At 71.9% G+C, this 26,014-nt stretch carries 27 protein-coding genes and 1 tRNA gene; 20 read left to right on the top strand and 8 right to left on the bottom strand.

Annotated elements, in window-relative coordinates; all coding sequences use genetic code 11:
- Positions 1-59 precede the first annotated feature (59 nt).
- The 3 genes from ACFWA9_RS22940 to ACFWA9_RS22930 form a co-directional block, all read right to left on the bottom strand.
- A complete protein-coding gene (locus tag ACFWA9_RS22940; RefSeq protein ID WP_380389382.1) occupies positions 60-2,588 on the bottom strand; it encodes an ATP-dependent Clp protease ATP-binding subunit in 2,529 nt (842 codons plus the stop codon).
- A gap of 93 nt (positions 2,589-2,681) precedes the next feature.
- On the bottom strand, positions 2,682-3,428 hold the full coding sequence (locus tag ACFWA9_RS22935; protein WP_380389362.1) for a VIT family protein: 747 nt from the start codon (positions 3,426-3,428) through the stop codon (positions 2,682-2,684).
- Between the two features lie 880 nt (positions 3,429-4,308).
- Entirely contained in the window at positions 4,309-5,592 is a 1,284-nt protein-coding gene (locus ACFWA9_RS22930; protein WP_380389360.1) for a restriction endonuclease, read from the bottom strand.
- Positions 5,593-6,952: 1,360 nt separating this feature from the next.
- Here ACFWA9_RS22930 and ACFWA9_RS22925 point away from each other — a divergent pair.
- On the top strand, positions 6,953-7,897 hold the full coding sequence (locus ACFWA9_RS22925) for a nuclease-related domain-containing protein (protein WP_380389358.1): 945 nt from the start codon (positions 6,953-6,955) through the stop codon (positions 7,895-7,897).
- 1 nt (position 7,898) lies between these two features.
- Here the strand turns inward: ACFWA9_RS22925 and ACFWA9_RS22920 are convergent, their stop codons facing one another.
- Complete coding sequence (locus ACFWA9_RS22920) at positions 7,899-8,378, bottom strand: NUDIX hydrolase (protein ID WP_380389380.1); 480 nt, start codon at positions 8,376-8,378, stop codon at positions 7,899-7,901.
- Positions 8,379-8,396: 18 nt separating this feature from the next.
- Here ACFWA9_RS22920 and ACFWA9_RS22915 point away from each other — a divergent pair, with 18 nt between their 5' ends.
- The 16 genes from ACFWA9_RS22915 to ACFWA9_RS22840 all read left to right on the top strand — a co-directional run bounded on the left by ACFWA9_RS22915 (position 8,397) and on the right by ACFWA9_RS22840 (position 17,789).
- Positions 8,397-9,176 carry a GntR family transcriptional regulator gene (locus ACFWA9_RS22915; RefSeq protein WP_380389356.1) on the top strand — a complete coding sequence of 260 codons (780 nt, stop codon included), beginning with the start codon at positions 8,397-8,399 and terminating at the stop codon, positions 9,174-9,176.
- A gap of 138 nt (positions 9,177-9,314) precedes the next feature.
- On the top strand, positions 9,315-9,671 hold the full coding sequence (locus ACFWA9_RS22910) for a hypothetical protein (protein ID WP_380389354.1): 357 nt from the start codon (positions 9,315-9,317) through the stop codon (positions 9,669-9,671).
- A 5-nt stretch (positions 9,672-9,676) separates the two neighbouring features.
- The gene (locus ACFWA9_RS22905; RefSeq protein ID WP_380389352.1) at positions 9,677-11,056 is read left to right on the top strand and encodes an FtsK/SpoIIIE domain-containing protein; all 1,380 of its coding nucleotides are present in this window, start codon (positions 9,677-9,679) and stop codon (positions 11,054-11,056) included.
- 85 nt (positions 11,057-11,141) lie between these two features.
- The gene (locus tag ACFWA9_RS22900) at positions 11,142-11,315 is read left to right on the top strand and encodes a hypothetical protein (RefSeq protein WP_380389350.1); all 174 of its coding nucleotides are present in this window, start codon (positions 11,142-11,144) and stop codon (positions 11,313-11,315) included.
- An 80-nt stretch (positions 11,316-11,395) separates the two neighbouring features.
- On the top strand, positions 11,396-12,103 hold the full coding sequence (locus ACFWA9_RS22895) for a DUF2637 domain-containing protein (RefSeq protein WP_380389348.1): 708 nt from the start codon (positions 11,396-11,398) through the stop codon (positions 12,101-12,103).
- A 14-nt stretch (positions 12,104-12,117) separates the two neighbouring features.
- Complete coding sequence (locus tag ACFWA9_RS22890; protein ID WP_380389346.1) at positions 12,118-12,309, top strand: mobile element transfer protein; 192 nt, start codon at positions 12,118-12,120, stop codon at positions 12,307-12,309.
- A gap of 13 nt (positions 12,310-12,322) precedes the next feature.
- The gene (locus ACFWA9_RS22885; protein WP_380389344.1) at positions 12,323-12,511 is read left to right on the top strand and encodes a hypothetical protein; all 189 of its coding nucleotides are present in this window, start codon (positions 12,323-12,325) and stop codon (positions 12,509-12,511) included.
- A 7-nt stretch (positions 12,512-12,518) separates the two neighbouring features.
- Entirely contained in the window at positions 12,519-12,947 is a 429-nt protein-coding gene (locus ACFWA9_RS22880; protein ID WP_380389342.1) for a hypothetical protein, read from the top strand.
- Positions 12,948-13,026: 79 nt separating this feature from the next.
- Positions 13,027-13,575, top strand: coding sequence for a GGDEF domain-containing protein (locus ACFWA9_RS22875; protein WP_380389341.1), 549 nt, complete (start codon positions 13,027-13,029; stop codon positions 13,573-13,575).
- A 97-nt stretch (positions 13,576-13,672) separates the two neighbouring features.
- On the top strand, positions 13,673-13,858 hold the full coding sequence (locus tag ACFWA9_RS22870) for a hypothetical protein (RefSeq protein WP_380389339.1): 186 nt from the start codon (positions 13,673-13,675) through the stop codon (positions 13,856-13,858).
- A gap of 3 nt (positions 13,859-13,861) precedes the next feature.
- Positions 13,862-14,026 (top strand): hypothetical protein, encoded by a 165-nt coding sequence (locus ACFWA9_RS22865; RefSeq protein ID WP_380389337.1) that lies wholly within the window; start codon positions 13,862-13,864, stop codon positions 14,024-14,026.
- A gap of 69 nt (positions 14,027-14,095) precedes the next feature.
- On the top strand, positions 14,096-15,076 hold the full coding sequence (locus tag ACFWA9_RS22860; protein WP_380389335.1) for a DNA cytosine methyltransferase: 981 nt from the start codon (positions 14,096-14,098) through the stop codon (positions 15,074-15,076).
- Complete coding sequence (locus tag ACFWA9_RS22855) at positions 15,076-16,416, top strand: replication initiator (protein ID WP_380389333.1); 1,341 nt, start codon at positions 15,076-15,078, stop codon at positions 16,414-16,416. Before ACFWA9_RS22860 ends, ACFWA9_RS22855 begins: the two co-directional genes overlap by 1 nt.
- Positions 16,409-16,621 (top strand): helix-turn-helix domain-containing protein, encoded by a 213-nt coding sequence (locus ACFWA9_RS22850; protein ID WP_380389331.1) that lies wholly within the window; start codon positions 16,409-16,411, stop codon positions 16,619-16,621. Before ACFWA9_RS22855 ends, ACFWA9_RS22850 begins: the two co-directional genes overlap by 8 nt.
- Positions 16,621-17,538: a tyrosine-type recombinase/integrase gene (locus ACFWA9_RS22845; protein ID WP_380389329.1), complete on the top strand. Its 918-nt coding sequence runs from the start codon at positions 16,621-16,623 to the stop codon at positions 17,536-17,538. The genes ACFWA9_RS22850 and ACFWA9_RS22845 overlap by 1 nt, the downstream gene beginning before the upstream one ends.
- Positions 17,460-17,789, top strand: a complete 330-nt coding sequence (locus ACFWA9_RS22840; protein WP_380389378.1) for a tyrosine-type recombinase/integrase — start codon at positions 17,460-17,462, stop codon at positions 17,787-17,789. The genes ACFWA9_RS22845 and ACFWA9_RS22840 overlap by 79 nt, the downstream gene beginning before the upstream one ends.
- 62 nt (positions 17,790-17,851) lie before the next feature.
- Here the strand turns inward: ACFWA9_RS22840 and ACFWA9_RS22835 are convergent.
- Positions 17,852-17,926, bottom strand: a tRNA-Val gene (locus ACFWA9_RS22835).
- 210 nt (positions 17,927-18,136) lie between these two features.
- Between ACFWA9_RS22835 and ACFWA9_RS22830 the strand changes: the two genes are divergently transcribed.
- Entirely contained in the window at positions 18,137-19,456 is a 1,320-nt protein-coding gene (locus tag ACFWA9_RS22830; protein WP_380389327.1) for a hypothetical protein, read from the top strand.
- Between the two features lie 124 nt (positions 19,457-19,580).
- The gene (locus tag ACFWA9_RS22825; protein WP_329487465.1) at positions 19,581-19,802 is read left to right on the top strand and encodes a zinc ribbon domain-containing protein; all 222 of its coding nucleotides are present in this window, start codon (positions 19,581-19,583) and stop codon (positions 19,800-19,802) included.
- A 72-nt stretch (positions 19,803-19,874) separates the two neighbouring features.
- On the opposite strand, the gene ACFWA9_RS22820 is transcribed toward ACFWA9_RS22825, so the two are convergent.
- From ACFWA9_RS22820 to ACFWA9_RS22810, 3 genes are all read right to left on the bottom strand, one after another.
- Complete coding sequence (locus ACFWA9_RS22820) at positions 19,875-20,858, bottom strand: HAD family hydrolase (RefSeq protein ID WP_380389325.1); 984 nt, start codon at positions 20,856-20,858, stop codon at positions 19,875-19,877.
- Between the two features lie 5 nt (positions 20,859-20,863).
- Positions 20,864-23,398 carry a phosphoribosyltransferase gene (locus ACFWA9_RS22815; RefSeq protein ID WP_380389323.1) on the bottom strand — a complete coding sequence of 845 codons (2,535 nt, stop codon included), beginning with the start codon at positions 23,396-23,398 and terminating at the stop codon, positions 20,864-20,866.
- 178 nt (positions 23,399-23,576) lie between these two features.
- A complete protein-coding gene (locus tag ACFWA9_RS22810) occupies positions 23,577-24,923 on the bottom strand; it encodes an HpcH/HpaI aldolase/citrate lyase family protein (RefSeq protein WP_380389321.1) in 1,347 nt (448 codons plus the stop codon).
- Between the two features lie 493 nt (positions 24,924-25,416).
- Between ACFWA9_RS22810 and ACFWA9_RS22805 the strand changes: the two genes are divergently transcribed.
- Positions 25,417-26,014, top strand: a 598-nt coding sequence (locus ACFWA9_RS22805; protein ID WP_380389319.1) for a TerD family protein, incomplete at its 3' end; no start/stop codon positions are given.

Genomic DNA, 26,014 nt, shown 5'->3' with positions numbered 1-26,014 from the left:
ACGCCCGAACCTCGCTGACCGGTCCGACCTGGTCCGCACCAACAAAGCCGACCGCACCGCTACTGCGGATCGGCGGCCTTCGCCCAGGCGTCCTCCGCCTTCGCCGAGGGCTCCGGCCGGGCCAGCGCCACCACCAGCTCGCCCCCGTCCACCTCCGCGATCAGCGTGTCCCCCTCCCGGACCGTACCGTCCAGCAGCAGGTTGGAGATCCGGTTGTCCAGCTCGGACTGGATGGTGCGGCGCAGCGGCCGCGCCCCGAACTCCGGCTGGTAGCCGCGGTTGACCAGCCACTCCTTGGCCCCGTCGGTGATCTCGAGGTCGATGTTCTGCGCCTTCAGCCGGCGCCGGCTCCGCTCCAGCATCAGGTCGACCACCTTGAGGAGGTCCTTGCGGGAGAGCGCGTGGAAGACGATCACCTCGTCGATCCGGTTGAGGAACTCCGGCCGGAAGTGCGTCCGCAGGTCCCTCATCAGGTCGTCGCTGATCTCGTCCACGTCGCCCGCGTGCTCCAGGATCCGCTGGGAGCCGATGTTGCTGGTCATGATCACCACGGTGTTGCGGAAGTCGACCGTACGCCCCTGGGCGTCCGTCAGCCGCCCGTCGTCCAGCACCTGGAGCAGCAGGTTGAAGACGTCGGGATGCGCCTTCTCCACCTCGTCGAAGAGCAGCACGCTGTACGGCTTGCGGCGGACCGCCTCGGTGAGCTGCCCCGCCTCGTCGTAGCCGACGTACCCGGGCGGCGAGCCGACCAGCCGGGAGACGGTGTGCTTCTCCTGGAACTCGCTCATGTCGAAGCGGATCATGCGGTCCGGATCACCGAACAGCAGCTCGGCCAGCGCCTTCGCGAGTTCGGTCTTGCCGACGCCGGTCGGCCCGAGGAACAGGAAGGACCCGGTCGGCCGCTCCGGGTCGCCCATCCCGGCCCGGCCGCGCCGCACCGCCTGGGCGACCGCCGTGACGGCCTGGTCCTGCCCGATCACCTTCCGGTGCAGGTGTTCCTCCAGCTGGAGCAGCCGCTCGCGCTCGGTCGCGTTCAGCTCCGCGACCGGGATGCCCGTCCGGCCCGAGAGCACCTGCGCGATGTCTTCCGCGGTGACCGCGACGACCTCCTCGCGCGACTCCCTGACCGCGGCCAGTTCGTCCTCGGTCTGCCGCAGCTCGGTCTTGAGGTTGGCGGCCCGCACGAACTCCTCGTCCGCGACGGCCTCCTCCAGCTCCCGGCGCAGCTTGGTGATCCGGTCCTGCACCGGCATCGCCTCGGTGGAGCCGCTCAGACTGCGCAGCCGCACCCGCGCGCCGGCCTGGTCCAGCAGGTCGATCGCCTTGTCGGGCAGGAAGCGGTCGCTCACGTAGCGGTCGGAGAGGCTCGCGGCGGCGTCCAGCGCCTCGTCGGTGAACCGCACCTGGTGGTGCGCCTCGTAGGCGTCACGCAGCCCGTGCAGGATCTCGACCGTCTCCTCGACGCTCGGCTCCGGCACCAGCACCGGCTGGAAGCGGCGCTCCAACGCGGCGTCCTTCTCCACGTGTTTGCGGTACTCGTCGAGGGTGGTGGCGCCCACCACGCTCAGTTCGCCGCGGGCCAGCGCCGGCTTGAGGATGTTGCCCGCGTCCATCGAACCCTCGCCGCCACCGCCCGCGCCGACCACGGTGTGCAGCTCGTCCAGGAAGAGGATCACGCTCTTCTCGGCCGCCGTGACCTCGTCGATCACGCTCTTCAACCGTTCCTCGAACTCGCCCCGGTACTTGGAACCCGCCACCAGCCCGGTGAGGTCGAGGGCGACCACCCGCTTCTCGCGCAGGCTCTGCGGCACGTCCCCGGAGACGATCCGCTGCGCCAGACCCTCCACGATGGCGGTCTTGCCGACGCCGGGTTCGCCGATCAGCACCGGATTGTTCTTGGTCCGGCGGGAGAGGATCTCGACGGTCTGCTCGATCTCCTCGGCCCGGCCGACCACCGGATCCAGCCTGCCCGCCCGCGCCTCCTCGGTCAGGTCCCGGCCGTACTCGTCCAGCGTGGGCGTCTGGCTCGGGCGCGCGCCGGTGCCGCTGCGCTCACCACCCGTCCCGCGCCCTTCCATCACCGTGCGCAGCGCCTCCGGCGAGGGCGCCGCGTTGCGCAGCGCCGTGCCGGCGCCGGAGCGCTCCTCGTCCAGCAGCGCGCCGAGGATGTGCTCCGGCCCGATGTACGACGCGCCGGCCTCCTGGGAACGGGCGTGCGCGGCGAGCAGCGCGCGCTTGGCGGACGGCGTGAGCGCCGGGCGCCCGCCCGGCGTCTGCGCCCCGCCCCCGGAGGGCAGTTCCCTGCCCAGGTCCTCGGCGAGTTGCTCGGGGTCGATGCCGGCACGCTCCAGCATCCGCCGCGAGGCCTCCACCTTGGTGGCGGCCCAGACCAGATGAGCGGTGTCGAGGTCGCTGCTCCCGTCCTCGGTGGCGCGTTGCGCGGCGAGCGCCAGCAGCTCCTGCGAGGACTCGCTCAGCAGCCGCCCGATCGGCACCCGCTGTACGGCGGGCGGGGAGGCCGTCGGACTCATGCCGAAGAACCGGCTGAGCAGGTCGGAGAACGGATCGCTCGATCCGAACGGGGGCATGGTCACCGTGGTTCACCTCTCCCAAGCAGTCTGCGCTCACACAAACACAGCCTCCCTGGCCCCGCACCCGCTCGGACGCCGGTCAGGTGCCGGTCAGCCGCCCGTCACCCGGTCGAGCAGGACACCGCCGCTGTAGGTGACGACCATCGCCAGCGAGCCGCCCGCCACGTTCCGCAGCACCGCCCGCAGCGGCCCCGCGCCGCCCAGCCGGGCGCTCACCCAGCCCGACGCGGTGAGCGCCAGCAGGACGGCCGCCACCGTCACGCCCAGCCGCCAGGACTCCGGCGGCAACAGCACGGCGAGCAACGGCACCAGCGCCCCCAGCGTGAACGCGGCGGCGCTCGCGAACGCCGCCTGCCAGGGGTTGGTGAGCGCCTCCGGGTCGATCCCCAGCTCGGTGTGCGCGTGCGCCGCCAGCGCGTCCCGCTCGGTGAGCTCCACGGCCACCCGACGGGCCAGACCCTCATCGAGCCCGGCACCACGGAAGAAGTCGGTCAACTCGTCCAGCTCCCCCTCCGGATCCTCCGCCAGCTCGCGCCGCTCCTTCGCCAACGCGGCCTGCTCAGTGTCCCGTTGCGTGCTGACCGAGACGTACTCCCCGGCCGCCATCGACATCGCCCCGGCCAGCAGACCCGCCACCCCCGCCACCACGAGCGCCGTCCGCGAACCCGAGGCCCCGGCGACACCGGTCACGATTCCCGCCGTCGAGACCACACCGTCATTGGCCCCGAGCACGGCTGCCCGCAACCAGTTCAGCCGCGACGACAGCTCGGCCCGACTCTCACCCTGCGCCGGCCCGTCAGCCTCCCCGGCCACCTCGGCCGAAGTCTGTCCGCCCATCAGCGATCACCTCCGATCATGCCCCGGGGCTACCCGCTTCCCCGATGATCAATCCGCCTACCCGCCCCCTCCCCGCAAACGCCTGCGGTCCAGACCAGGACAACCGTCCCGACCTGGGCCGACGATCGTCCGGGCCCACCACGAGTCGTCCGGACTGGCCGCGAGAGCCGGACTCGGCCGCTCCCGGGGCGGGTTGAGCAGCAAGGTCCATGCCGCTGTCGACTCCGCGGGCCGACCGGTGGATTGCGACATCTGCACCGGCGACCAGAAAGGCCTTGGCAGGGACTCTACGATGACGTCGCTTCCCTCTGAAGCCGCGCTGGTGGAGGAGTACTCCGTCGCCCGCACCACGGTGAAGCGCGCGCTCGATGTTCTGGCGCCGAGCCCAAGGTACCGGTGCTCGACCAACTCACCGCGATCGCTCAGACACTCGACTCGCCCAGAGGACTGGTGCCGCTCGGGAAACCGTCCGGCGCGCGCCCGCGCAGCTGGAAGGGGCCGGCGTTCTCGATGTACGCCATGGGAAGGGCGGGCGAGTCCGGGCTCTTCCCGCCAACCTCACCTGATCACGTGGCCCAGGACACCCAGCGCGAGGCGCTCGGGAACATGGACCGACCGCTCAAGCGTCGTCACTGATGTCGGTCCGAGATGTCAAATGCCCCGGACCATGATCGGTCCGGGGCATTCGGGCTGGTGGGCGCGGACGGTTTCGAACCGCCGACATCTGCTTTGTAAGGCTTGGCGTGTGGCACCCGCTCTGACCTGCGCTACCCCTGGCCTGCCCGTTCTCTAACTGCCTCACCGCCGACGCCCGCGACTGACCGCCACGTGCCGCCCGATCTGGCACGCCTGTGGCACGCGGAACGCCATCTGCAAAAGCTCAGTCGAGAAGGATCTCCTCGGGCCTCCGGTTGAGCACTTCGAGCGAGCGGCTGCTCAACAGATCCTCGACACAGCTCATCAGATCACCGCCGTGATCCTTGCCCGCTATTTCGTACAGCTCCTTGAGTAGGTCCCGCCCGTTGATCAGAAGCACGGGGTACTGGTCTTCGACCATCTCCAACTGCGCCGGCTCCGAGTACGACCCGGTCGTGACGTACACACCGATCCACCCGCGCCTTAGCCTGGCCACAACCCGGGCGATCTGCTCGGCCGACACCAGGCTTTCCGGCTTGATGCACTTCGCCTGCCCCAGAACGACCAGCTTGGTACCGGCCAGACCACTGCCCAGGTCCAGCCGGCCGACGAAATCCGCCCCACCGTCCCCTGACCGGCGGGTGAGCCAGCCTTCGTTGTACCTGTGCCCGGAGGCTCGCATCACCTTCGCCGCAACCACCGCGGCCAGCACCTCGAATGCATGCTTGTCGCTGTCAAACCGCCTGTAGACCGCCTGGAGGTCCGCCTCGACCGAGCTGCCCGGTACCGGCCTCTGTTCGCGAACCTTGACGACCTGCGAGCGGGCCACTCGCCGGCGCACCTTCGGCAGCACGGAGTAACCGTGCTTCACCCACTCCCGCCATGCCGCGGGTGCCAGTTCCAGCACCTCGGCATCGGTTATCTCGGGGTCTCGCCGTGCAGTGATCCAGTCCCAGTCCAGCGTGTCGCCCTCCGCGGTGAGGTCGATAACCACCAGATCGAAGACGTAGTTGGTGAACGTCGTCCGCGCCGGTCCACCCCACTGAACCACCCGCTCCGCCCGCTCGATCAGAGCAACGCCACAGAACTGGACATGCCCCTTGACCTTGCCGTTCTTCGATATGGACCGGAACAGCAGGAGCGGCGCCGCGCTAGCCCTCCCCCCGGCGGTGGGAGCCTGGTGACTGTCGAACACCTCCAGCAACGCCGCGTTGCCCGAGGTGGCGCCGACCGGCTTCGTCGTCTCCGGCTTGTGGTCACCGAAGTAGCGGACGTGACCGTTGTCGATGTCGAACACGTCGTGCCACGGCGTTTGCTCCGTTCCCGCCTTCCAAGGACTTGATCGGATCGTCACCGCCGGGCGCCTCGCCCCGTGGCCGACCTTGACCTTGGCCATCGCGTTGATCCCGGCTTCAAGCAGAGCCCGCTTCCGCCCGGGACTGTCCGTGACGAAGTAGAAGTTGTCGAACCCATCGACCGTCGCCGGCGCTGTGTCCTTCGAAGCCGTGTACCGCAGCACGTCACCCACACGCAACGAACGCCCCACAGCGCCGCCCCCTTCAACGAACAAAACGGTCCGCCCGCGATCCTGGCATGCCAGTACGACAATCGGGCCATCGTTTTGCTTGACAGGGGCGGCACGTTGGAGGCCCCACCGTTTGTCTCCGGCGGGACCTCCGCCTGGCAGGATTGAGCCCACGGCCTCTTCATCCCGAAGCAACTTGGGCACTCACCCGACCTGGGCGGGCAGTGCCACTGACCTGCCCGAACGGTCCGCAGGCGTCCGCAGCCGTCCACCGAAGTGCACGCCCGTTGTAGCGCAGTTAGACACTCGCCCTGGAGGGAGGGATCACCAAGGCGGGCGTGAGTAACCTGCGGATCCAACGATTAGGCCAGGGTGGGCAGGCTGGGCGTAACCCCACTGTTCTTGCGCTTGGAGTTCACGCGGCAGGGATGAATGTGGTCCTAACCGACCGACTCACACCGTCTCCCTCGATCACAAGCATGCCTCCCTCCTGGTGTACCTCATGCCGCCATGACGGGTCTCCCTGGCTGTAGCCGTCTGCCGATACAGCAAGTGAGTGTTGCAGCTCGCCATATTCGAAGACTTCTGCCGTGACGCGGCGATCCGACTTGCGCTCGGGGCGGCCGCTGGAGCGGTCAGTGGAGATCTGAACCTTGAAGCGCTCGTACATAAATAAGCACCGACTTTCATTGATTGTGATTTGCGAAAGAAGGGGATCTCGACCTTCGAATCAGTCAAATCACCATAAGTCGGGCACTCGGGCTGCGTCAAGGCCCGAAATGTGATGATAGGAGCCAGTGGCGGCAATTGCTATCAATTTGAATTCAATTGCGCAGTAAAGGGCGATTGATCGGCTTGGGGGCGGAATTCGCGCGGGCGGTGGAGCGGTTTTGGCCGGTGTCCTGTCTGGTCTGGGGTCGCGCATGATCGGGGGGCCGTAAGCTGTTGCGACTCGGTCAGGGCTTTTGGGCCTGACCGCAATTTGGCCGAGTGGCCCCCCGGTCTTGCTCGACGAGGGTCCCGGTCCTGGCAGGTGGGTAAAACCGTGGAGCCGCCCGTCACCAGCCACGGCCGGTAGTGACCTGCACCCATGTCCTCCCGCCTGGCGCGGCCGGCCGCCGCCGCCGCGGGGCGCAGACAGGAGCGGCGGCGAGCGGCAGGGCCGTGCGCTGGCGCGCCGGGCGCGCCCTTGAACCCGTAGAGAAGGTTTTTACGCAACACCCCTCCTTCTCTACTCCTCCTTCGGCCCTGCTCTCTCACCTGCTGGCCGAACCGCCTCGGCTACCTGACTCGCCGCGTTCCTGTCGATCGGTACGTGGGCATGATGATCCCGTGTCAGGGAGGGCACACGGGAGGGATGGGCATGACGGAGCTGGTAGTCAAGCTGTGGCGAGTGCCAGGCAAGGAGCGGCTCTATGTGAACACGGCCGGCGCCCGCGGCGATTCGGTGGCTTGGCTGGACTGCAAGACCGGGGTGGTCATCGTGGACATCCCAGAGCTTGAAGCCTCTGCACTGGCCAAGGTCGAAGACTGGTGCCGCTCCTTCGGTAACCACGTGCCACAACGAACTGTTCAATACCGAGAGGCGAAGCGCCAACCAGCGAAGGTAGTCCCGCCTCCCGCGCCACAGCCGCGGGCAGAGGTGCCGTTCCTGCCTCCCATGCGAGAAGATGACGACCTCGCGCGAAACCTCCCCGGCGCCGGGCTGGAGAGCTTGGTACGCCAGGGCGAGGAGAAGTACAAGCTGCTCGTCCGCCTCGCCGCCAAGGTCTCCCGGCAGCGCCTCGGCGACACGACCACCCTCCGCGGGCTGGAGGGCGAGCAGATCGTGGGCGCCCGCCTGGAGCCACTGAAAGCCGCCGGCTGGAAGGTCCTGCATGGCATACCGCTGCCGTCCGGATCGGACATCGACCACGTGGTGATCGGCCCGCCGGGCGTCTTCACGGTCAACTCGAAGCACCACCCCGGCGCCACGGTGTGGGTCGGCGACAAGATCGTGAAGGTCAACCGCAACGGCTTCCCGTATCTGGAGAACTCAGAGTTCGAGGCAAGCCGGACCGCCAAGCTGCTGACCGAGTGGTGCGGCTTCGACGTGCCGGTTCACCCCGTCATCGCCGTCGTGGGCGCCCAGAGGATCACGCTCGGTGCGACGCCCGGAGTGACGGTCATCGACGGCGAGCAGATCGCCTCCGTCCTGCCCTCCCGGCCGGCGGAACTGTCCCCGAACAGGGTGGATCGGGTCTTCACCATCGCCCGTCACCGCTATGTCTGGAGCCAGATGAGCAAGCGCGGAAGGAAGCCCCGCTGACTCAGGTCGCCTGCAGCATGTCGATGAGCGTCCGGCCGTCGTGCGTCCGGACGTGCGGGGCCGCGTCGCCCTGGAGGGCATCGAGCAGACGGACGGCGTAAACCTCGCCCATCCGGTCCGCGACCTCCTCCGGGGTGAGCCACGCGACGGCCGTCGACTCGTCGGACAGCTGCTCGCTGCCGCCTTCGGGGTGGCACCGGAAGACCAGGGCGACCACCCCGCGGTTCACGTTCTTGTAGACGCCGGTGAGCCGTTCCACCGAGACCTTGATGCCGGTCTCCTCGTACACCTCGCGGCGAACGCCGTCCTCGACCGTCTCCGAGAGTTCCAGCACGCCACCGGGCGGCTCCCACGTGCCGTTGTCGGCGCGGCGGATCACCAGTAGCCGGCCATCCTCGCGCACGACCGCACCGGCCACAGACACGGAGTGGAGAGGCGTTGACGGTTGAAGTGGGGGGTTGGTACTCATGTACAGGAGAATAGGAGACCTTTCAGCACCATGGCGAGTGGCGAGGCCGCATCGACGGCGAAGGCGAAGTATCAGCAGATCGCGGACGACCTGGCGTCCCAGATCCGATCCGGGGTCCTGCCTCCTGGCGCGGCCATCCCCAGTGAAGCCGAACTCATGGAGCGGTACGGGGTGGCTTCCGGCACGGTCCGCAAGGCCGTCGCCGAGCTGAGGACGACACAGCTCATCGAGACGCACCACGGTCGCGGGTCCTTCGTCCGGTCGCGTCCCCCGGTGCAGCGGAAGTCCTCGGACCGGTTTCGTCGCGCTCACCGACTCGCGGGCAAGGCGGCCTACCTGGCTGAAGCCGAGCAGTCAGGCGGCAAGCCGTCCGTGAACGTGCTCTTCGTGGGGCCCGTGGACGCGCCGGCCGAGATCGCCGAGCGGCTGAACGTGCCCGTCGGCTCGAAGGTGCTGGCCCGCAAGCGGCGCTACTTCCGGGATGGGACACCGACCGAGGAGGCGACGTCCTACCTGCCGTGGGACGTAGTGAAGGACATCCCCGAGACCTTCGCCGAGAACCCTGGTGGCGGCGGCATCTACGCCCGGTTGGAGGAGCACGGTCACACCCTGGCCGAGTTCGTGGAGACCGTCCGGGCCCGACTGGCGACCAAGGCGGAGACGGCGGCGCTCGCTCTGAGCCCGGGTTCGCCGGTGATCCATCTCGTCCGGGACGCGATCACGGATGCCGGCCGCGTGGTGGAGGTCTGCGACACGATCATGGCCGCTGACCAGTTCGTTCTGGACTACCGGTTCGCCGCGCGCGACTGACGCTCCCTCAACTTCCGCAACCCGTCGCGAGATTCTTTCTCGCGGCGGGTTGACTCATGTACAGGAGTTGGGCACTCTTCTATCCATCAGCTCATGTACATGAGTGCATGAGATCAGCTCCGCTAGAGGAGATGCACCGTGGCCGTGTTCAAGATCGACCTCTCGACCGCGTTCGTGTTCGTGGTCGTCCCGCCGGCGCCGAAGCTGGTGAACAAGCAGACCGGCGAGATCGCCATGGACCGCGAGACGGGGGCCCGGCTGCTGACCGTGGGCCTGACGATCGCCGACGAGGGCGACGAGGGCGACGCGAACCTCTACACCGTGACCGTGCCGGAGACCGGTGTCTCGGACGGCTTGACCGTCGGCATGCCGGTGGCGGTGACCGGGCTCAAGGCCCGCGACTGGGAAAACGAGTTCAACGGCCAGAAGCGGCACGGGATTTCGTTCCGCGCCGCAGCGATCACCTCGCTCGTCCCGGCTCCCGCGAACGGCTGAGCGTCATGTCCGAGCTACTGACGCTGGCCGAGGTGGGTGGCCCCCTGGTGGCCGTCACCGGTGGGGCCGCGTACGCCCGGGTCAAGGCGCCGGCGGTGTACTGGTCGGCGATCGGCCTTCCGGTCACGGCGGCACGGTTCTCCGCAACGTACGGCAGCGCCATGGACGCCTGCGGGCTGACGGTGGCGCCGTCCCGGCTGCGGGTGCTGGTCACCCGGGCGACCAGTCGCCGGGAGATCCGCCCGGTTCCGCCGAGGATTCGCCGGGTGCGGCCGACCTCGACAGGCCTGCGGGTCCGCCTGCGGCTGGCGCCCGGTCAGGAACCGGCGGATGTCGCGGCCTCGGCCGAACGCCTGCGCCACGCCTGGGGTGTGCACGCCGTCCACGTGTCCATCGTGAAGCCCGGCGTGGTGGAGCTGCGGATGACCGGCTTCGACGTGCTCCGCAAGGTGCGGATGCCGCGCCGGCTGCCGTCCGGTGATCTGCTGGTGCCGGTGGCGCTGCGGGACGACGGTACGGCGTTCGTCCGGGACTACCGGACCATCCCGCACTGCCTGACGCTGGGCGCGACGCTGACCGGCAAGTCCGTCTACATGCGCAACCTGGTCACCGGTCTCGCCCGGCGCAAGGTGGCACTGGTGGGGATCGACTGCAAGCTCGGCGTCGAACAGGCGCCGTTCGCCACGCGGTTGTCGGCACTGGCCACCAATCCGGAGCAGGCAAGTGCGCTGCTGGACAAGCTGGTTGGCGAGATGGAAGCGCGGTATGACCTGATCCGCGACCATCAGGGCATCACTGGCTCGGTGTCGGATGACGAGATCACCTCGGACATCTGGGGCCTGCCGGCGGACCTGCGGCCGGTACCGGTGGTGCTCGTCGTCGATGAGGTGGCGGAACTGTTCCTCGTCGCCACCCGCAAGGAAGAGGACCGCCGGGACCACATGGTCACCCAGCTCATCCGCCTCGCCCAACTCGGCCGCGCTGCCGGGATGTTCCTGGAGGTCTGCGGCCAGCGATTCGGCTCCGAGCTGGGCAAGGGCGCGACCATGCTCCGCGCCCAGCTCACCGGCCGGGTCGTCCACCGCGTCAACGACAAGCCCACCGCCGAAATGGGGCTTGGCGACATCTCGCCCGAAGCGGTCGTCGCCGCCACACAGATCGCCCCCGAAATGCCCGGCGTGGCCGTGGCCGGCGACTCCTCCGGCGGCTGGTCCCGCATCCGTACCCCGGACCTGTCCCTCGCCGACTCCGCCCGCATCTGCCGGGCAACCGCCCACCTGACGCCCGAGCTGCCCGCCCTCGCGGCCTTCCGACCGATCGTCCCGGCCTCGGCCGCGACCGCCGACGGCCCGTCCCTGGTCAAGCCCCGCCCCGTCACCGGCTGACCCACCGCTCACCACGGTCGGCGCGGCCGCTTCTCGCGCCACGTCCCTACCCCCGCCATGCCCGAATCCGGAAGGAACCCGGTCCATGACCGCGAGGAAGCCCCGCACCAAGAAGGCCCTGCCCCAGTGCACCGGCTGCGCCGGCGAGGGCTGGGTGAGCGAGACCCACACCGTCGGCCGGGGCAAGAAGTCCCGCCCCGCCGGCGAGGTCGAAGTCCTCTGCCCGACCTGCCTCGGCACCGGCACCGCCGCCGAGTAGCCGCCCCGACCGTCGGATCCCGGCAGATGCCCCCTGGCCCGCCCGGTCCGGCCCCAATCCCCAGGAAGGAGAACCGACCGATGCGACTGCTCCGCCCGGACGCCGTGCTCGTGCAAGCCGCCATTGCCGGTGCCCTGTCCTTCGCCCACCTCCACGACCTCGCCGCAGCCGCCGGCCAGCACGGCTGGAAGGCATGGGCCTACCCCGTCTCCGTCGACCTGCTGCTCGTCGCCGCCTGGCACCGCATGCGCGTCCTGCGATCGAACGGCGCCCCGGCCCCGGCCGCCTGGACCTGGTTCGCCATCGCCCTGGCCGCCTCGCTCGGCGCCAACGTCGCCACCGCCGGGCTTCTCGACCTCGACGCCGTCCCGGCCTGGCTCCGCATCCTCGTCGCCGGCTGGCCCGCGCTCGCCTTCTTCGGCGGCACCCTTCTCGCCCACACCGCCACCGAGCACCGCCCCGAACCCGAAACCGCCCCCGAACCCGAGCTGCCGGTCTACGAAGCCGAGCCCACCGCGCCGCCGGTCCCCCCGGCCGCCGAGCCCGAACCGGAGGCCGTCGAAGCCCCCGAACCCATGCCCGCCCTACCGCCTGCGCCCGCTCCTGCTCCTGCTCCGCCCGTGCGGGCTCCGTCCGTCTCGGTGCCGGCCGCGCTGGTCGATCACGCCCGCAAGGTCGCCGACGACCACCGCGCCCGCACCGGCGCCCCGATCGACCCGGACACCCTGCGCGCCCGCCTCGGCGTCCCGCCCCAGCTCGCCGCCGCCATCACCGCGCAGCTCACCTGACAGGAGGTCACTCCATGCCCCGCCCGATCCGCCCGCGCAACACCATCCGCATCGGTCCCGTACAGGTCGCCACCTACTACGACGGCCGTGGCCGCGAGAAGCACACCGCGGTCTGCACCGCCCCGCGCTGCGGCTTCTCCGCCGACTACGACTCCCGACCGGCGGCCGAGATCGCCGCCCGCACCCACCGCTGCACCGTCCGCTGACAGGAGACCCGCTATGACCGTCACCCTGCCCCTGGTCGTCGTCCTCGGCGCCGGCGTCTGGACCGCCGTCAAGCTCCTCGGCATCCGCCTCTGGGTCGCCGCCCTGATCGCCCTCTTCGGCTTCTACCTCGCCGGGACCTTCTTTGCCCCGATCGTGGATGAGATCACCCGCTCCGGCGTGAACGCCGTCAACCCGAAGTGAGCCCGGCATGACGACCATCGCCCTCACCTCCCTCCCGCCGCTCGTCCTCACCCCGGACGCCTCCGGCCTGGTCGCGGAGATCGAGGCGTACCTGGCCTCGCTGCCCGCCCCGGCCCGCCCGGTGCCGGTGACCGCCGCCGATCACCTGCGGCTCGCCTCCCGCTACATCGGCGCCTTCGGCTGGGTGCAGGGCGCCATGTGGGACAGCTCCGGCCGGGTCTGCCTCCTCGGTGCTCAGGCTGCCGTCCTCGCCCACGGCTATGGCACCCCGGCCACCGTGGCCACCGCGCGGGTCCAGGTCATGGAGGTGCTGCACGCCACCGGCCGCCCGGCCAGCTCCCCGGACGAGTACAACGACCGGCCCACCACCCGGCAGGCCGACATTCACCACCTGCTCGACCGCGCCGCCGCCCGCGCTCTCTCCATCGGTCTCTGACCGGTCTCCGGGGCGGCAGCAAGCCGCCAAGCATCCGGCCGCCCCGGGGACCGCAACCCGCGCCGGAAGGAACCGCCCCATGGACGTCGCCCCGTACCTCACCGCCGCCGCGCCCCTGGCCGGTTGGACCACCCACAGCGTGTGGCTCTACCGCCGGCTCTCCACCGCCCGCCGCGACCCACTCACCGGACTCCACATCCGCGACGGCTTCACCACCCGGGCCGAACACCTGATCCACCACCAGGCCGAGCACGTGACCGTGCTCCTCGTCGACCTGGACGACTTCAAAGCGACCAACGACACCCACGGCCACGCCGCCGGCGACGCCGTCCTCGCGGCCACCGCCGAACGCCTGCACACCTGGTGCGGCCGTTCCGGCACCGCCGCCCGCCTCGGTGGCGACGAGTTCGCCGTCGTCACCACCCACGCGCCCGACCGGCTCGACGGCCTCCGATCGACTCTCCACCGCCCTGTCCAGTACGCCGGTGTCACGCTCCCGGCCGCTGCCTCCGTCGGCGTGTGCCACCTGGCCGAGCTGCCGGTCCCTTCGCTGACCGTCGCCCTCGCCGCCGCCGACCGCGACATGTACGCCCACAAGCCCGACGGCCGTACCTCGCGCCGCCGCTAGCAAGACCGGCCCCCGGGGCGGCAGCAAGCCGCCAAGCATCCAGCCGCCCCGGGGACCGCAACCCCTTCCCGAACCGAAGCCCACGAAGGAGAACCCCATGATGCCCCAGCACAGCAACGCCCAGACGCGGATCTGCCCGGACTGCTCCGGCCACGCCACCGTCCACATCGCCACCGGCGTCCGCCTGCGCGACGGTTCCCGCGCCACCATCCCGGTCACCTGCAACGCCTGCCACGGCACCGGCACCGCCGCCCGCCCGCTGGCCACCGCCACCAAGGCCTGACCGATGGCCCTCGACTGGCGCGACTCCCGCCACTGGGCCCCCAAGCCCGCCCCCTGCGGCATCTGCGACAAGCCCACCAACCTCCGCTCCGACCGTGGCAGGCCCGTCCACAAGGTCTGCGCCGAGGAGTGGATCGCCAAGCACCCCAAGCCCGCCGACCAGTCCTGACCGATCCCGGGCCCCGGGACCGACACCACCGGTCCGTCCCGGGGCCTCCCCATGGAGGGAGGTACCGCCATGCACCGCCACATCATCGACCTGTTCGCCGGCCCCGGTGGCTGGTCCGAGGGGCTGCGCCGACTCGGCCACACGGACACCGGCCTTGAGATCGACGCCGCCGCATGCGCCACCCGCGCCGCTGCCGGCCACCGCACCATCCGCACCGACGTCGCCGCCTACCCGACAGCGCCGCTCGTCGGCAAGGTCTCCGGCCTAATCGGCTCGCCGCCCTGCCAGACCTTCTCCGCCGCCGGACTCCACGCCGGGGCCGACGACATCGCCCTCTGCCGCCAAGCCCTGGACGACCTCGCAGCCGGCCGTGACACCCGCACCGCCCTACGCGCCGAATGCACCGACCCCCGCTCGCTCCTGGTGGTCGAACCCCTGCGCTTCGCCCTCGACACCCGCCCCAACTGGATCACCCTGGAGGAAGTCCCCGCCGTGGCACCCCTCTTCGCCCACACCGCCCGCATACTGCGCACCCTCGGCTACTCGGCCTGGGTCGGCATCCTCAACGCCGCCGACTTCGGCATCCCACAAACCCGCCGCCGCGCCTTCCTCATCGCCTCCCGCACCCAAGAAGTCACCCCGCCCCTGCCGACCCATGCCAGGACCCCCGAACCGGAATCGCTCTTCGGCCCCGGCCGCGCCGCATGGGTCACCATGGCCGACGCCCTCGACCTGACCGCCGGTGCCGTGGTCACCCGGGGCGAACACCACACCGGCGGCAACCGCTTCACTACCACCGGCCCCGCCTGGGCCCTCACCGGCCGCGCCCGGTCCTGGAAGCTCCGCCCCGCCGACCAACCCACCGCCGAGCGCGAGTTGGACGCCACCGAAGCGGGCGCTCTTCAGGACTTCCCCGCCCGCTACCCGTGGGCCGGCTCACGGACCAAGCAATTCGAGCAGATCGGCAACGCCATCCCGCCCGGCCTGGCCGCCGCCGTCCTCCGCACCGTTCTGGAATCGGCCCGCCTCTCGCTGGTGGTGGCCGCCTGATGACCGCCACCACCCCCGCCCCGGTCGCCGACCTCCTCGGCCTCGCCCAGCTCGGCACCATGCCCGCGCTCATGCGCCAGCTCTCCGGGCTCGCCGGCTGCACCTCTCCCATCCGCCTCGACGGCTGGCGCACCGAGATCAACGAGACCACCGGGCAGGTGCTGCACCACCTGGAGTCGGCCGACCTGCCCGCCGGGAATCTGCTCCTGCGCTGCGGCAACCGGCGCACCACCCGCTGCCCGTCCTGCGCCGAGACCTACCGCCGCGATACCTACCACCTGATCACTGCCGGACTCACCGGAGGTAAGGGCACCCCCGAGACCGTCGCCACGCACCCCCCGGTGTTCGCCACCTTCACCGCCCCGAGCTTCGGCCCCGTCCACAACCGGCCCTCCGCCGGCCGCTGCCGTTGCGGCATCGCTCACCCCGCCGACGACCCGGCGCTCGGCTCGCCGCTCAACCCGGAGACATACGACTACGAGGGCGCCGTCCTGTGGAACGCCCACGCGGGCAAGATCTGGGCCCGCTTCTCGATCCACCTGCGCCGGGAGGTCGCCAAGCGCGCAGGGCTGACACAACGGGAGTTCCGCGACTTCGCCCGCATCTCCTTCGGCAAGGTCGCCGAGTACCAGAAGCGCGGCGCCATCCACTTCCACGCCGTGATCCGCCTCGACGGCCCCGAGGACGGCCAACAGCCCCCGCCCGTCTGGGCCTCCGCCGAACTGCTGACGGACGCCATCCGCGCCGCCGCCCGCCGCACGGAAGTCCCGGGCCCGTTGCTCGACGGCCGTGAGCACCGGTTCGCCTTCGGCCGCCAGCTCGACATCCGCACCATCCGCAGCGCCGACTTCACCGGCCTGGTGCAGATCACCGAACGGGCCGTCGCCGCCTACATCGCCAAGTACGCCACCAAGGGCGCCGAGACCGCCACCGGGACCCTCGACCGCCCGGTCCGGCTGCTCGCCGAGATCGCCCACCACGACATCCCGGAACACGCCCGCCTCCTCATCCGAACCTGCTGGACCCTCGGCACCCGCCCCGAACTCGCTGACCTCCGCCTCCGCGCCTGGGCCCACATGCTCGGCTTCCGCGGCCACTTCTCCACCAAGACCCGCAAGTACTCGACCACCCTCGGCGCGCTCCGAGACGCCCGCGCCGCCTGGCGCCGCGCCCAGACCCTCGAACACCCTCACGGCCCCGACACCCCGGCCACCGAGGACACCACCCTCGTCCTCGCCCACTGGGTCTTCGCCGGCCTCGGCCTCACCCGCGGCGAAGCCTGGCTCACTCAAGCACTGCAACCCGCCCCCGGCACGGAAGGAGAACCCACGCATGCCTGACCCGCTTCTCGACGTCAACCAGGTCGCCGAACTCCTCGGCACCACACCCCGGTTCGCGCGCCGTCTCGTCGCCGAGCGGCGGATCGAGTTCATCAAGATCGGCCGACACGTCCGAGTCCGGCCCGCCGTCGTCGCCGAATACCTGGAGGCCAACACCGTGCTGCCCGTCTCTGTCCGCCGGGCCTCGCTGCGGAGGGCTGCCTGATGGCCAACTCCAAGGGCAACCGCCGCCGCTTCGGCTCCATCCGCCAACTGCGCTCCGGCCGCTGGCAGATCCGCTACCCGGACCCGGTCACCGGGTTGACGCGCAAGGGTGAGGAGACGTACCCGACCAAGACGGACGCCGAGGTGGCGCTCACGCTCATCGAGGCCGACATCAAGCGGGACAAGTGGACCGATCCGGACGCCGGGAAGGTGAAGCTCGGCGACTTCGCCTCGACCTGGCTGCGGGACCGCAAGCTGGAGGAGACCACGCGCGAGCGGTACGCCATCACCCTGCGCAAGTACATCGAACCGGGCCTGGGGCACCGGATGCTCTCGGAGATCACCCCTGCGCGCGTCCGGTCCTGGCGCTCCGGGCTCCTCGGCGGTGGCGCTGGCGAACCGTCCGTCGTCAAGGCGTACCAATTGCTGCGGGCCATCATGAACACGGCCGTGGACGACGAGCTGATCCAGCGCAACCCGTGCCGGATCAAGGGGGCCGACACCTATGATGTCCCCGAGCGTCCCGTCCTCTCCCCCGTGGAGGTATTCGCCGTCGCCGACGCCATCGGTCCGCGCTGGCGGGCGCTGGTGCTGCTGACCGCCTTCACCACGCTCCGCTTCGGTGAGCTGGCGGCTCTGCGCCGACGACACGTCGACCTGGAGAACCGCCTCGTCCGGGTGCGGCGCAATCAGGCGGAGTTGAACACCGGCCGTCTGGTCGACAAGTCGCCCAAGAGCCGAGCGGGCTTCCGGCCGGTGGCCTTCCCGGCCGAGATCGTCGACGACCTGGCCCACCACCTCGACCGGTACGCTGCCCCGGCCCGGACGGCCACCTCTTCATCGGCCCCCGCGGCGGCAAGCTCCGTCGGAGCAACTTCCGGGACGACTGGATCCGGGCCCGCACGGCCGCCGGAGTGAGTGAAGATGCCCACTTCCACGACCTCCGGCACACGGGGAACACCCTCGCCTCGCAGAACGGGGCCAGCACCCGAGAGCTCATGACCAGGATGGGCCACAGCAGCACTCGGGCCGCACTGATCTACCAGCACATAACCAGCGACCGGGACCGCGCCATAGCCGACCGCATGGGTGAAGCCGTCCGTAAGGCGCTCGGCCGGCAGGACCCGCCGCCGGAGGCATCTGGCACGCAGGTGGCACAGCCCGACTGAGACCCCGGAAACGACTCAGGGCCAGTTCGCGGGGATCGCTCCTCCGAACTGGCCCTTCATGCTGGTGGGCGCGGACGGTTTCGAACCGCCGACATCTGCTTTGTAAGAGCAGCGCTCTACCACTGAGCTACGCGCCCCCCGTCGCGGCCCGGTGGGGGCACGACGACTGCCTAGAGTACCTGGTCCCGGGGGGTGGTGTGGTGCGGGTGCTCGGGGAGTGGGACGGGTGGGGGTGCCGGTGTGGTGGGGCGATCGGGAACAATGGGCAGTGGATCAGCGGTCGGAACAGGGAGCGCGCAGTGAGGGTGGCCGACGGGAGTGGGTGGGGGCGGCGGCCGGGGAGTGCGGTGGCCGAGGCCCTGGTGTTGCCGCTGGTGATCGCGGGCGCGCTGGGCGCCGCCGGGGCGGCATCGTTCGGTACGGGCGGGGGCTGGTGGGGCCGGCGCGGCGGCGAGGGGGTGCGGGCGGACGCGAAGGCGGCCCGGGACGCGGCGCAGCAGGCGTTCTACGAGTTGGACTCCACCCAGCGGGAGGTGCGGCTGGCGGTGGAGACGGTGCGGGCGGCGGAGGACGGCGCGACGGCGCAGCGGGCGGCGGCGGATTTCGAGGCGATCTCCGGCCGGGTGGACCAGGTGACGGTGAACTACCTGGCGGCGCTGGACGCGCACGATCTGGATGCCGAGGAGCTGGAGTCCGGTGCCGCGGCGCGGGCCCGGCACCAGTTGCAGGACGTGAAGGGGCAGCTCGGGTCGGCGCAGGCTGAGCTGGACGGCTTCCTGCAGCGGTTGCAGCCGGTGCTGCAGCACGCCGAGTCGCAGCTGATGCGGGTGACCCCGGCGGTGGAGGGGGCGAAGCGGTCGTTGCTGACCGCGACCACCACGCTGGAGGCGGTGCGCGGCGCGGGGCTGAAGGCGGACGACCTGGCGGCCCGGCTGGCGGAGCTGAGCCCGGAGTTGGGCCGGCTGAACGAGGGCGCGGGCCGGCACGGGGTGGCGGCGACGCTGCAGCGCGCGGAGCGGGTGAAGGAGCGGGCCGACGCGATCACGGCGGACGCGGAGCACCTGCCGGAGCGGGCCCGGGAGATCGACCGGCGGGTGGCGAGCCTGCGGACCCGGATCCAGGCGCTGGAGACCAAGGCCGGCACGGTGGAGCCGGCCCTGAGTGAGCTGCGGCGGCGGTTCGCCACGGCGTGCTGGCAGGACCTCCAGCGGGTGCCGGACCAGGTGGCAGAGGCGGGGCGGGCGGCGGAGCAGAAGCTCGCCGAGGCGGCGCGGGCGCGCGACGAGCAGCGCTGGCCGGACGCGACCGGCGCGCTCGGCACGGTGCGCGCGCTGCTGAACACCGCGGACGGCTCGGTGGTCGCCGTGAACGAGCGGCTGCGGCAGCTGAACGAGGTGCAGCACGATCCGAACCGGGAGATCGAGCGGACCCGCTTCGCGCTCCGGGACGCCCAGCGGCTCGCGATGGCGGGGCGGCAGGCGCCGGACCCGCGGCACGCGGCTCCGCTGGACGCGGCGGTCGGCCGGCTGGACCGGGCGGTCGAGGCGCTGGAGACGGCCGGCCGGCACCCCGACTACTGGCACTTCCTGACCGAGCTGGCGGCGGTGCGGGAGACGGCGGCGCAGGTGGTGGAGCTGATCCGCGAGGACCTGGGCGGCCACCGGTAGCGCGCACCGCCCCCGGCCACCCCGCCGGCGGCCCGGCAGCCTCGGCGGCCCCGGCAGCCTCGGTGCCCCCACGGATCGTGCGGGCCCCCTGCACCGCCGACCCGCGCCGGGCTACCCTGCCGGTATGCCACGCTACGACTTCCGCTGCCGCTCCTGCGGGGCCACCTTCGAACTCCGCCGCACGATGGCGCAGGCCAACGACCCCGCGGTCTGCCCGCAGGGGCACGAGGACACCGTGAAGCTGCTGTCGGCCGTCGCCGTCACCGGCGGCGCGTCCGGCGGCGCCGCGCAGCAGGCCCCGTCCGGTGGCGGGGGCGGCTGCTGCGGCGGCGGTTGCTGCGGCTGACCTGAGCGGGGACCGGCCGGCGGGCGCGGGGAGCGGCTGACCTGAGCGGGGACCGGCCGGCGGCGCCTGGCCTCAGCCCTTGGCCACGGACTCCAGCGAGCCGGCCTCCGGCCCGCCGTCCGAGTCGGCGGTCCGCGAGACCTCCGCACCGACGGTCCGCGGGCCCTCGGTACCGACGGCCCGCGAAACCTCCGGGCCCGCAGTCGCACCCACACCCACGCCTGCCCCGCCCCGGACACGGGCCAGGAACTGACGGATGATCTCCTCCCCCGCCGCCACGCCCACCTGGTCGAGCGCGGTGACCCCGGGGGCCGTCCAGCCGCTGTCGGCGAGTTCGCCGTGCCCGGGGCGCCAGGCCGCGTCGGCGGCCAGCAGCAGGTCCGCGTCGAGCAGCGAGTCGCCGGCAGCCAGCACGGTGGCGCCGCCGACGCGCCGCTCGACCTCGGCCAGCGCCGCGCTCTTGCTCAGCGGCGCCGGGACGGCGTAGACCTTGCGGCCCTGCAGCGAGACGGTCCAGCCGCGCTCGGCGCACCAGCCGGTGAGTTCGTCGAGCCAGCCGGCCGGCAGCTCGGCGCGTTCGACGACCAGGTAGGCGAAGAGCTCGTCGGCGACCCGGCGCTTGTGCGTCCACTCCGGGTCCGCGCAGAGCGCCAGGTGTTCGACCACCTCGGCCAGCGGCACCGACGCGGTGGCCAGCCGGCCGGCCACCTCGGCCTGCCAGTCCTCGTCCGGGACGCCGTCGACGAGCAGCCGGCCGCCGTTGCTGCAGATCGCGTAGGCGGGGATCCAACCGGGCGTGGGGCCGGGCAGGTTGACCCGTTCGTACTGCGTCCTGGTCCGGGTGGTGGCGGGGACGAGCAGGGCTTCGCGGGCGAGTTCGACGAGCAGCCCGGCGGCCTGCTCGGTCATGAACGAGAGCGCCTTGCCGTCGTGCACCTCGACGGAGAGCAACCGCGGTGCGAGCCGGTCGGGCACGTCCAGGGCGAGGGCGCGGTTGCTGTAGATCAGGGTGCGGTCGAGGTCGCTCGCGACCAGGAAACCACTGGGGCTGCTCATCGGGTTCAGGACTCCTTCACCAGGACGGCCGTGCCGGAGGCGCCGGTCGCTCCCCGGCTGTAGCGGGGGTGGATCAGGCCGACGCACGAGTACGGCAGGTCGTCGACCTCCTCGACGGGGATGCCGCGCTGGGCGGCGAGCAGACGGACGTGGTCGAGGTCGGCGCCGGTGCCGCGGCGGGCCAGCACCCGCCAGGGGACGCGGCGCAGCATGACCCGGGTGGTCTCGCCGACGCCGGGCTTCACCAGGTTGACGTTGTCGATGCCGTACTCGGCGCTGATCCGCTCGACGGCGGCCCAGCCGGCCCAGTCGGGGGTGCGGTCCTCGGCGGCGAGCCGGTCGGCCGCCGTCCGCACCTCGTCCAGGACCTCGGCGAAGTGGTCGGCGACGGTGTCCAGGAAGGCGCCGGAGACGTCCCCGCCGGCCAGTTCGGTGTAGTGCTTGGCGCCGTGGAAGTCGTCCGGGCCGATCAGGTCGGTGCGCAGCACGGTGCGGGAGACCAGGCCGGAGACGGTCGAGTTGAGGCAGGCGGAGGGGATGAGGAAGTCGTCCCGGGTGCCGTAGGTGCGCACGCAGCGGCCGGGGTCGGCCAGGACGGCCAGTTCGGGGTCGAAGGCGGTGCCGGCCAGGGCCTCGGCGAGTTCGCGGGTGATCGCGCCCTTGCCGGTCCAGCCGTCCACGAACACGACGTCGGGGGCGTGGTGGTGGGCGTCCAGGTAGCGGACGGCGACCGGGTCCAGGCCGCGGCCGCGGATGATCGAGACGGCGTAGTGCGGGGTGTCCAGGCCGTGCGCGAAGGCCAGCCAGCGACGGATCAGGACGCCCACCGGGGTGCCGGCCCGGGCCAGCGAGGCGAGCACCAGGCCGCGGCCGCGCTCGCGGAGCAGCGTTTCCGCGACGGTGCCGACGGCGAGCGCGATCCGGCGGGCGGAGATCCGCAGGGCCTGGTGGAACAGTTCCTGGTACTCGGGGCTGGGCTGGTACTCCACCGGCAGGGACTCCGCGTAGTGGGCGCCGCCGTTCTGGACGGCCTCCTCGCGCTCCTCGGTCGGGGCCTCCAGCGGGACGTCGGAGAGGTCCTTGAGCAGCCAGGAGACCTCGTCGGCGCGGTAGGAGGAGAACTCCGGGCCGTGCAGCGGCGCGGGCAGCGCGCTCCGCTCCGGCCGGACGGCCGGGACCGGCCGGTGCGAGGGCAGCACGGCGAGCACCACCCGGTCGGTGACCTGCCGCAGCTGGGCGAGCAGGGAGCGTTCGCCGTCGTGCAGTTCGGGGGTGTCGGCCACGTCGTCGACCACCAGCACCACCGCGTCGAAGCGGCGGGCCGGGTCGGCGCCGGGGGCGACGTTGTAGACGAAGCGCTCGCGCGAACCGCCGTCCTGCGGACCGTCGTGGGCGGGGAAGGAGAGCCGGGTGCGGATGGCGTAGCCCGGGTCGTCCACCGCGAGGACGGGCGAGCGGGTGGTGGTGGAGTAGCGGACCCGCTCCTCGCCGTCGGGGAGGTGGTCCGCGAGGGCGCCGGCGAGGCGCAGCGGCGCGTACATCAGCTCCTCGCAGCCGAGGACCAGCACCCGGCCGGAGCCGGCCGCGCCGGACTCCCGGCCCTCGCCCGCCGCCGGGGCCTCTCCCGCCGCCGGGCCCTCTCCCGCCGCTGGGCCGGTGTCGCCCGGCTCCAGCGCGGCGGCCAGCTGGGACGCCAACTGCGGGAGCGCCTCTTCGAGTTGTGCCCGGTGCGCGGCGCTGAAGCCGTGCCGTCCGCCGTCCGGCAGGCCCGCGGGCCAGTCGAGGGCGACCCGGACCAGCGGGGCGGGGGCGGCCGGGGGCGGCTCCGGCGCGGGGCCGACCTCGGCGATCAGCGCGGCGGCGCGGGCGAGGATGTCGGCCGGCAGCTCGACGCCGCCGCCGGCCGCGGCGACCAGGTCGAGCCGGGTGCCGAGTTCGGCGGCGGTGTCGACCAGTCGGCGGCGGTCGCTCTCGTCGCGGAGGTCGACCAGGGCGACCACGACGTAGTGGGCGCGCGGGTGGCGCGCGTGCAGCTCGCGGATGGTGTTGAGCACGGTGTTGCCGGTGGAGAACTCGTCGTCCACCAGGACCAGCGGGCCGTCACCGGCCAGCAGCGCGGGGTCGGCGGGCAGCAGCAGGTGGGAGGTGGCGTGCGAGTGCTCCTCCTCGAAGCCGCCGACCGGGGTCAGCCCGGCCACCGGGCGGCGCGTGGAGTGCAGGTAGGGGGCGTCCAGGCCGTCGGCGACGCTGTGGCCCAGGCCGGTGGCGGTCTCGGCGTAGCCGAGCACGACGGCACGGGCGGCCGCCTCCTCGCCCAGCAGCTCGCGCACCAGGCGGCCGAGGTCGAGACCGGCGCCGTGCACCACGGACGGGCGCTGCGGGACGTGCTTGCCGAGCACGGTGGAGACCAGCAGGTGGGCGCGCTTGGGGTTCTCGCGCAGGGCGAGGCCGACCAGGTCGGGGAGGCGGTCCGAGCCGGTCAGACCGACGCCCGCCCGGTCGGCCACCCAGCGACCGGTCCACTCTTGCTGTGCTGTCACTACTGGTCCTGCCTTCGATGGTGCGAGTCGTGCGGTCGGTCCGAGAGGTACGAGAGGTACGAGAGGTACTAGAGGCACGAGAAGTACGGGTAGTGCGAGTAGCGCGGGCGGTACGAGAAGCGGGAGAGGTACGAGAAGCGGAGGAGACCCGAGACCCACAAGCGACGAGCCCCCGCGGTCAGCCGCAGAGGCAGGCCGAGAGCAGCTCCGCGAAGCTGACGTCCTCCCTCGCCACCCCGAACACCTCGGCGCGCAGCATCACCCGCTCGGCCCAGGCCCGGTGCGGCTTGGCCTCGTTCATCTTGTTGGTGTACGCCGAACGCAGCACCCCGCCGCCGCCGCGTTCCTGGTCCAGGATGTCCCGCGCGTCGCTGTACTCCTCATGGGTGACCACGGAGAGCGCGTGCACGGCGGGGACGTGGCTGGGGTGGATGCAGGTCTTGCCGAGCAGTCCGTTGGCCCGGTCGAGCTCGATCTCGCGGATCAGGCCGTCCAGGTCGTGGTCGATGATCCGCTGGCGCACGGCCACCCCGGAGGGCTCCGCCTCGGCGAACGGGGTGCGGCGCAGCTGCGGCTTGAACATCCGCTCCTGGACGGGGAAGTACTCCCAGACCGGACCGGTCACGGTGAACCCGGTGCCGTCGGCCCGGCCGAGCACGTTGACCACGTCCCCGATCACCGCCGCGACCAGCGCGACGTCGTACGCGGTCAGGTCGGGCGAGCGGCGCAGCCCGTACGCGGAGCAGAGGTCGGTGACTCCGAGCCGGACGGCGAGGACGCGCGCCCGGTGCTTGTCGAGCAGCCGGGCGATGCCGAACAGCTGCTCGCGGCGGGTCTCCAGGTGGGCCAGTTCGGGGGACTCCAGGACGGGCATGGCGAACAGCCGGCGGCCGGTGGCCGCCTCGGCGCCGGCGAGCGCCTCCAGGAACTCGCCACCGCTCTCGTCGGTGAACTTCGGCAGGACGAAACCGGTGAGCAGCCCGATCGCCGGGCCGAGCCGGTCGGCGAGGTCGGTGATCTGGGAGGCGGCTCGGACCCTGATGAAGAGGAGGGGCAGATCCTGTGTGCGAGCGGTGGAGGTTTCGGCGGCCTCGGCCGGCTCGGACGTCACTCCCCGCACCTCCCCGAGCCACCCGCCGGGCATCTCCGGGCGCACCTCGCCGCGCGCCCGCAGGGCGTCGCGGATCGCCGCCTCCCCGGCCGCGCCGGGCGCCCCGCCCCGCGACGGAAGCCCGCCGTGCGGCTCCGCGAAGAGCTCGCCGAGCTGCACCACCAGGTTGGCCTCGGCCGCGGTCACCTCGTGGTCGGCGATCGCGTCCTCCAGGCAGAGCACCATCGAGACCACGCCCCGACCCGCCTGCTTGCGGATGTCCTCACCCAGCGTGGGCCGGGTGGCGGGGCTGTAGAGGGTCGCGCCCAGCGCGGTGGCGAGGACGGCCGCGTCGCTCTCCGCCGAGAAGGCCCTGGGCTGTTCGAGGAAGAGCCGGCCGCGTACGTCGTCGGCGAGGTGGCCGAAATGGCGCATGGTGCTCTCCTCAGGGGTTGCGGCCGCCGGTCCCGGCGGGGTTCGTGCTCAGGGGCGTGCGGGGTTCGTGCTCAGGGGCGTGCGGGGTTCGTGCTCGGGAAGGTGCGGGCGGTGCTCGGGGATGCGGAAGGGGGCCGGGAGGGGGTGCGGAGGCGGCTCGGGGGTGCCGCGATCAGGTGGGGAGTCGGGCTGCGGGAGGTCGGAGTGCGGGCCGTCGGGCACCGTTGCGGGGTGCGGGGCGTCACGATGGTTAACCGGTCCACCGGGCCCGGTGGTTCCCGGGCGCGCGCTGCTGATCCCCCTCGCCGAACCCCCCGGGGCCCTCTGGCCGCCTATCGTACGGACGACTTCCGGTCGAATGCGATTCGGAAACATCGAATTCTCGGAAGATTACCCTCCGCTTCACAAACCGCAAGCATTGGCAAAGTCCGATGGCCGCGCCCCCTCCGGTCACGTTGTCCGAAGGGGTGGCGAACAGGCAGGATGGTCCGCTATGACGCACGTGATGGCCAAGGGCGCCAACATCGCACTGCCGGTGGCGGCGGTCCGCGCCGTGCTGCGCTGGAGCGCCACGCCCGGTGCGCCGGACGTGGACGCCTCCGCGCTGCTCCTCGGCGCCGAGGGCAGGGTTCGTTCGGATGCCGACTTCGTCTTCTACAACCAGCCGAGGCACCCGTCGGGCCTGGTGCGCCACCTGCCCAAGCAGCAGACCGCCGCCGGCGCCGAGATCGCCGACACCGTGGAGGCGGAGCTCGCCAAGCTGCCGCCCGAGGTGGACCGGGTGGTGCTGGCCGGCTCCTCCGAGGGCGGATCGTTCCGCTCCGTGACCGGGCTGCGCCTGCTGCTCTTCGACGCCGGCGCCGGAGAGGGCGCCGCCGCGCTCGCCGAGTTCGCGATGCCCGAGAACGACGACGTCACCGCGCTGGTCGCGGGCGAGCTCTACCGCCGGGCCGGGTCGTGGAAGTTCCGGGCCGTCGGCCAGGGCTACGCGTCCGGGCTGATCGGCCTGGCCACCGACTTCGGGATCACCGTCGAGGACGGCGCGGCGGACGCCCGCGGCGCCGGTCCCGCCGACCGGCCGGGCCCGCACG

This window comes from Kitasatospora sp. NPDC059973, assembly GCF_042737525.1.
Classification (GTDB): domain Bacteria; phylum Actinomycetota; class Actinomycetes; order Streptomycetales; family Streptomycetaceae; genus Kitasatospora.
This window is presented reverse-complemented; position numbering and strand designations above follow the sequence as displayed.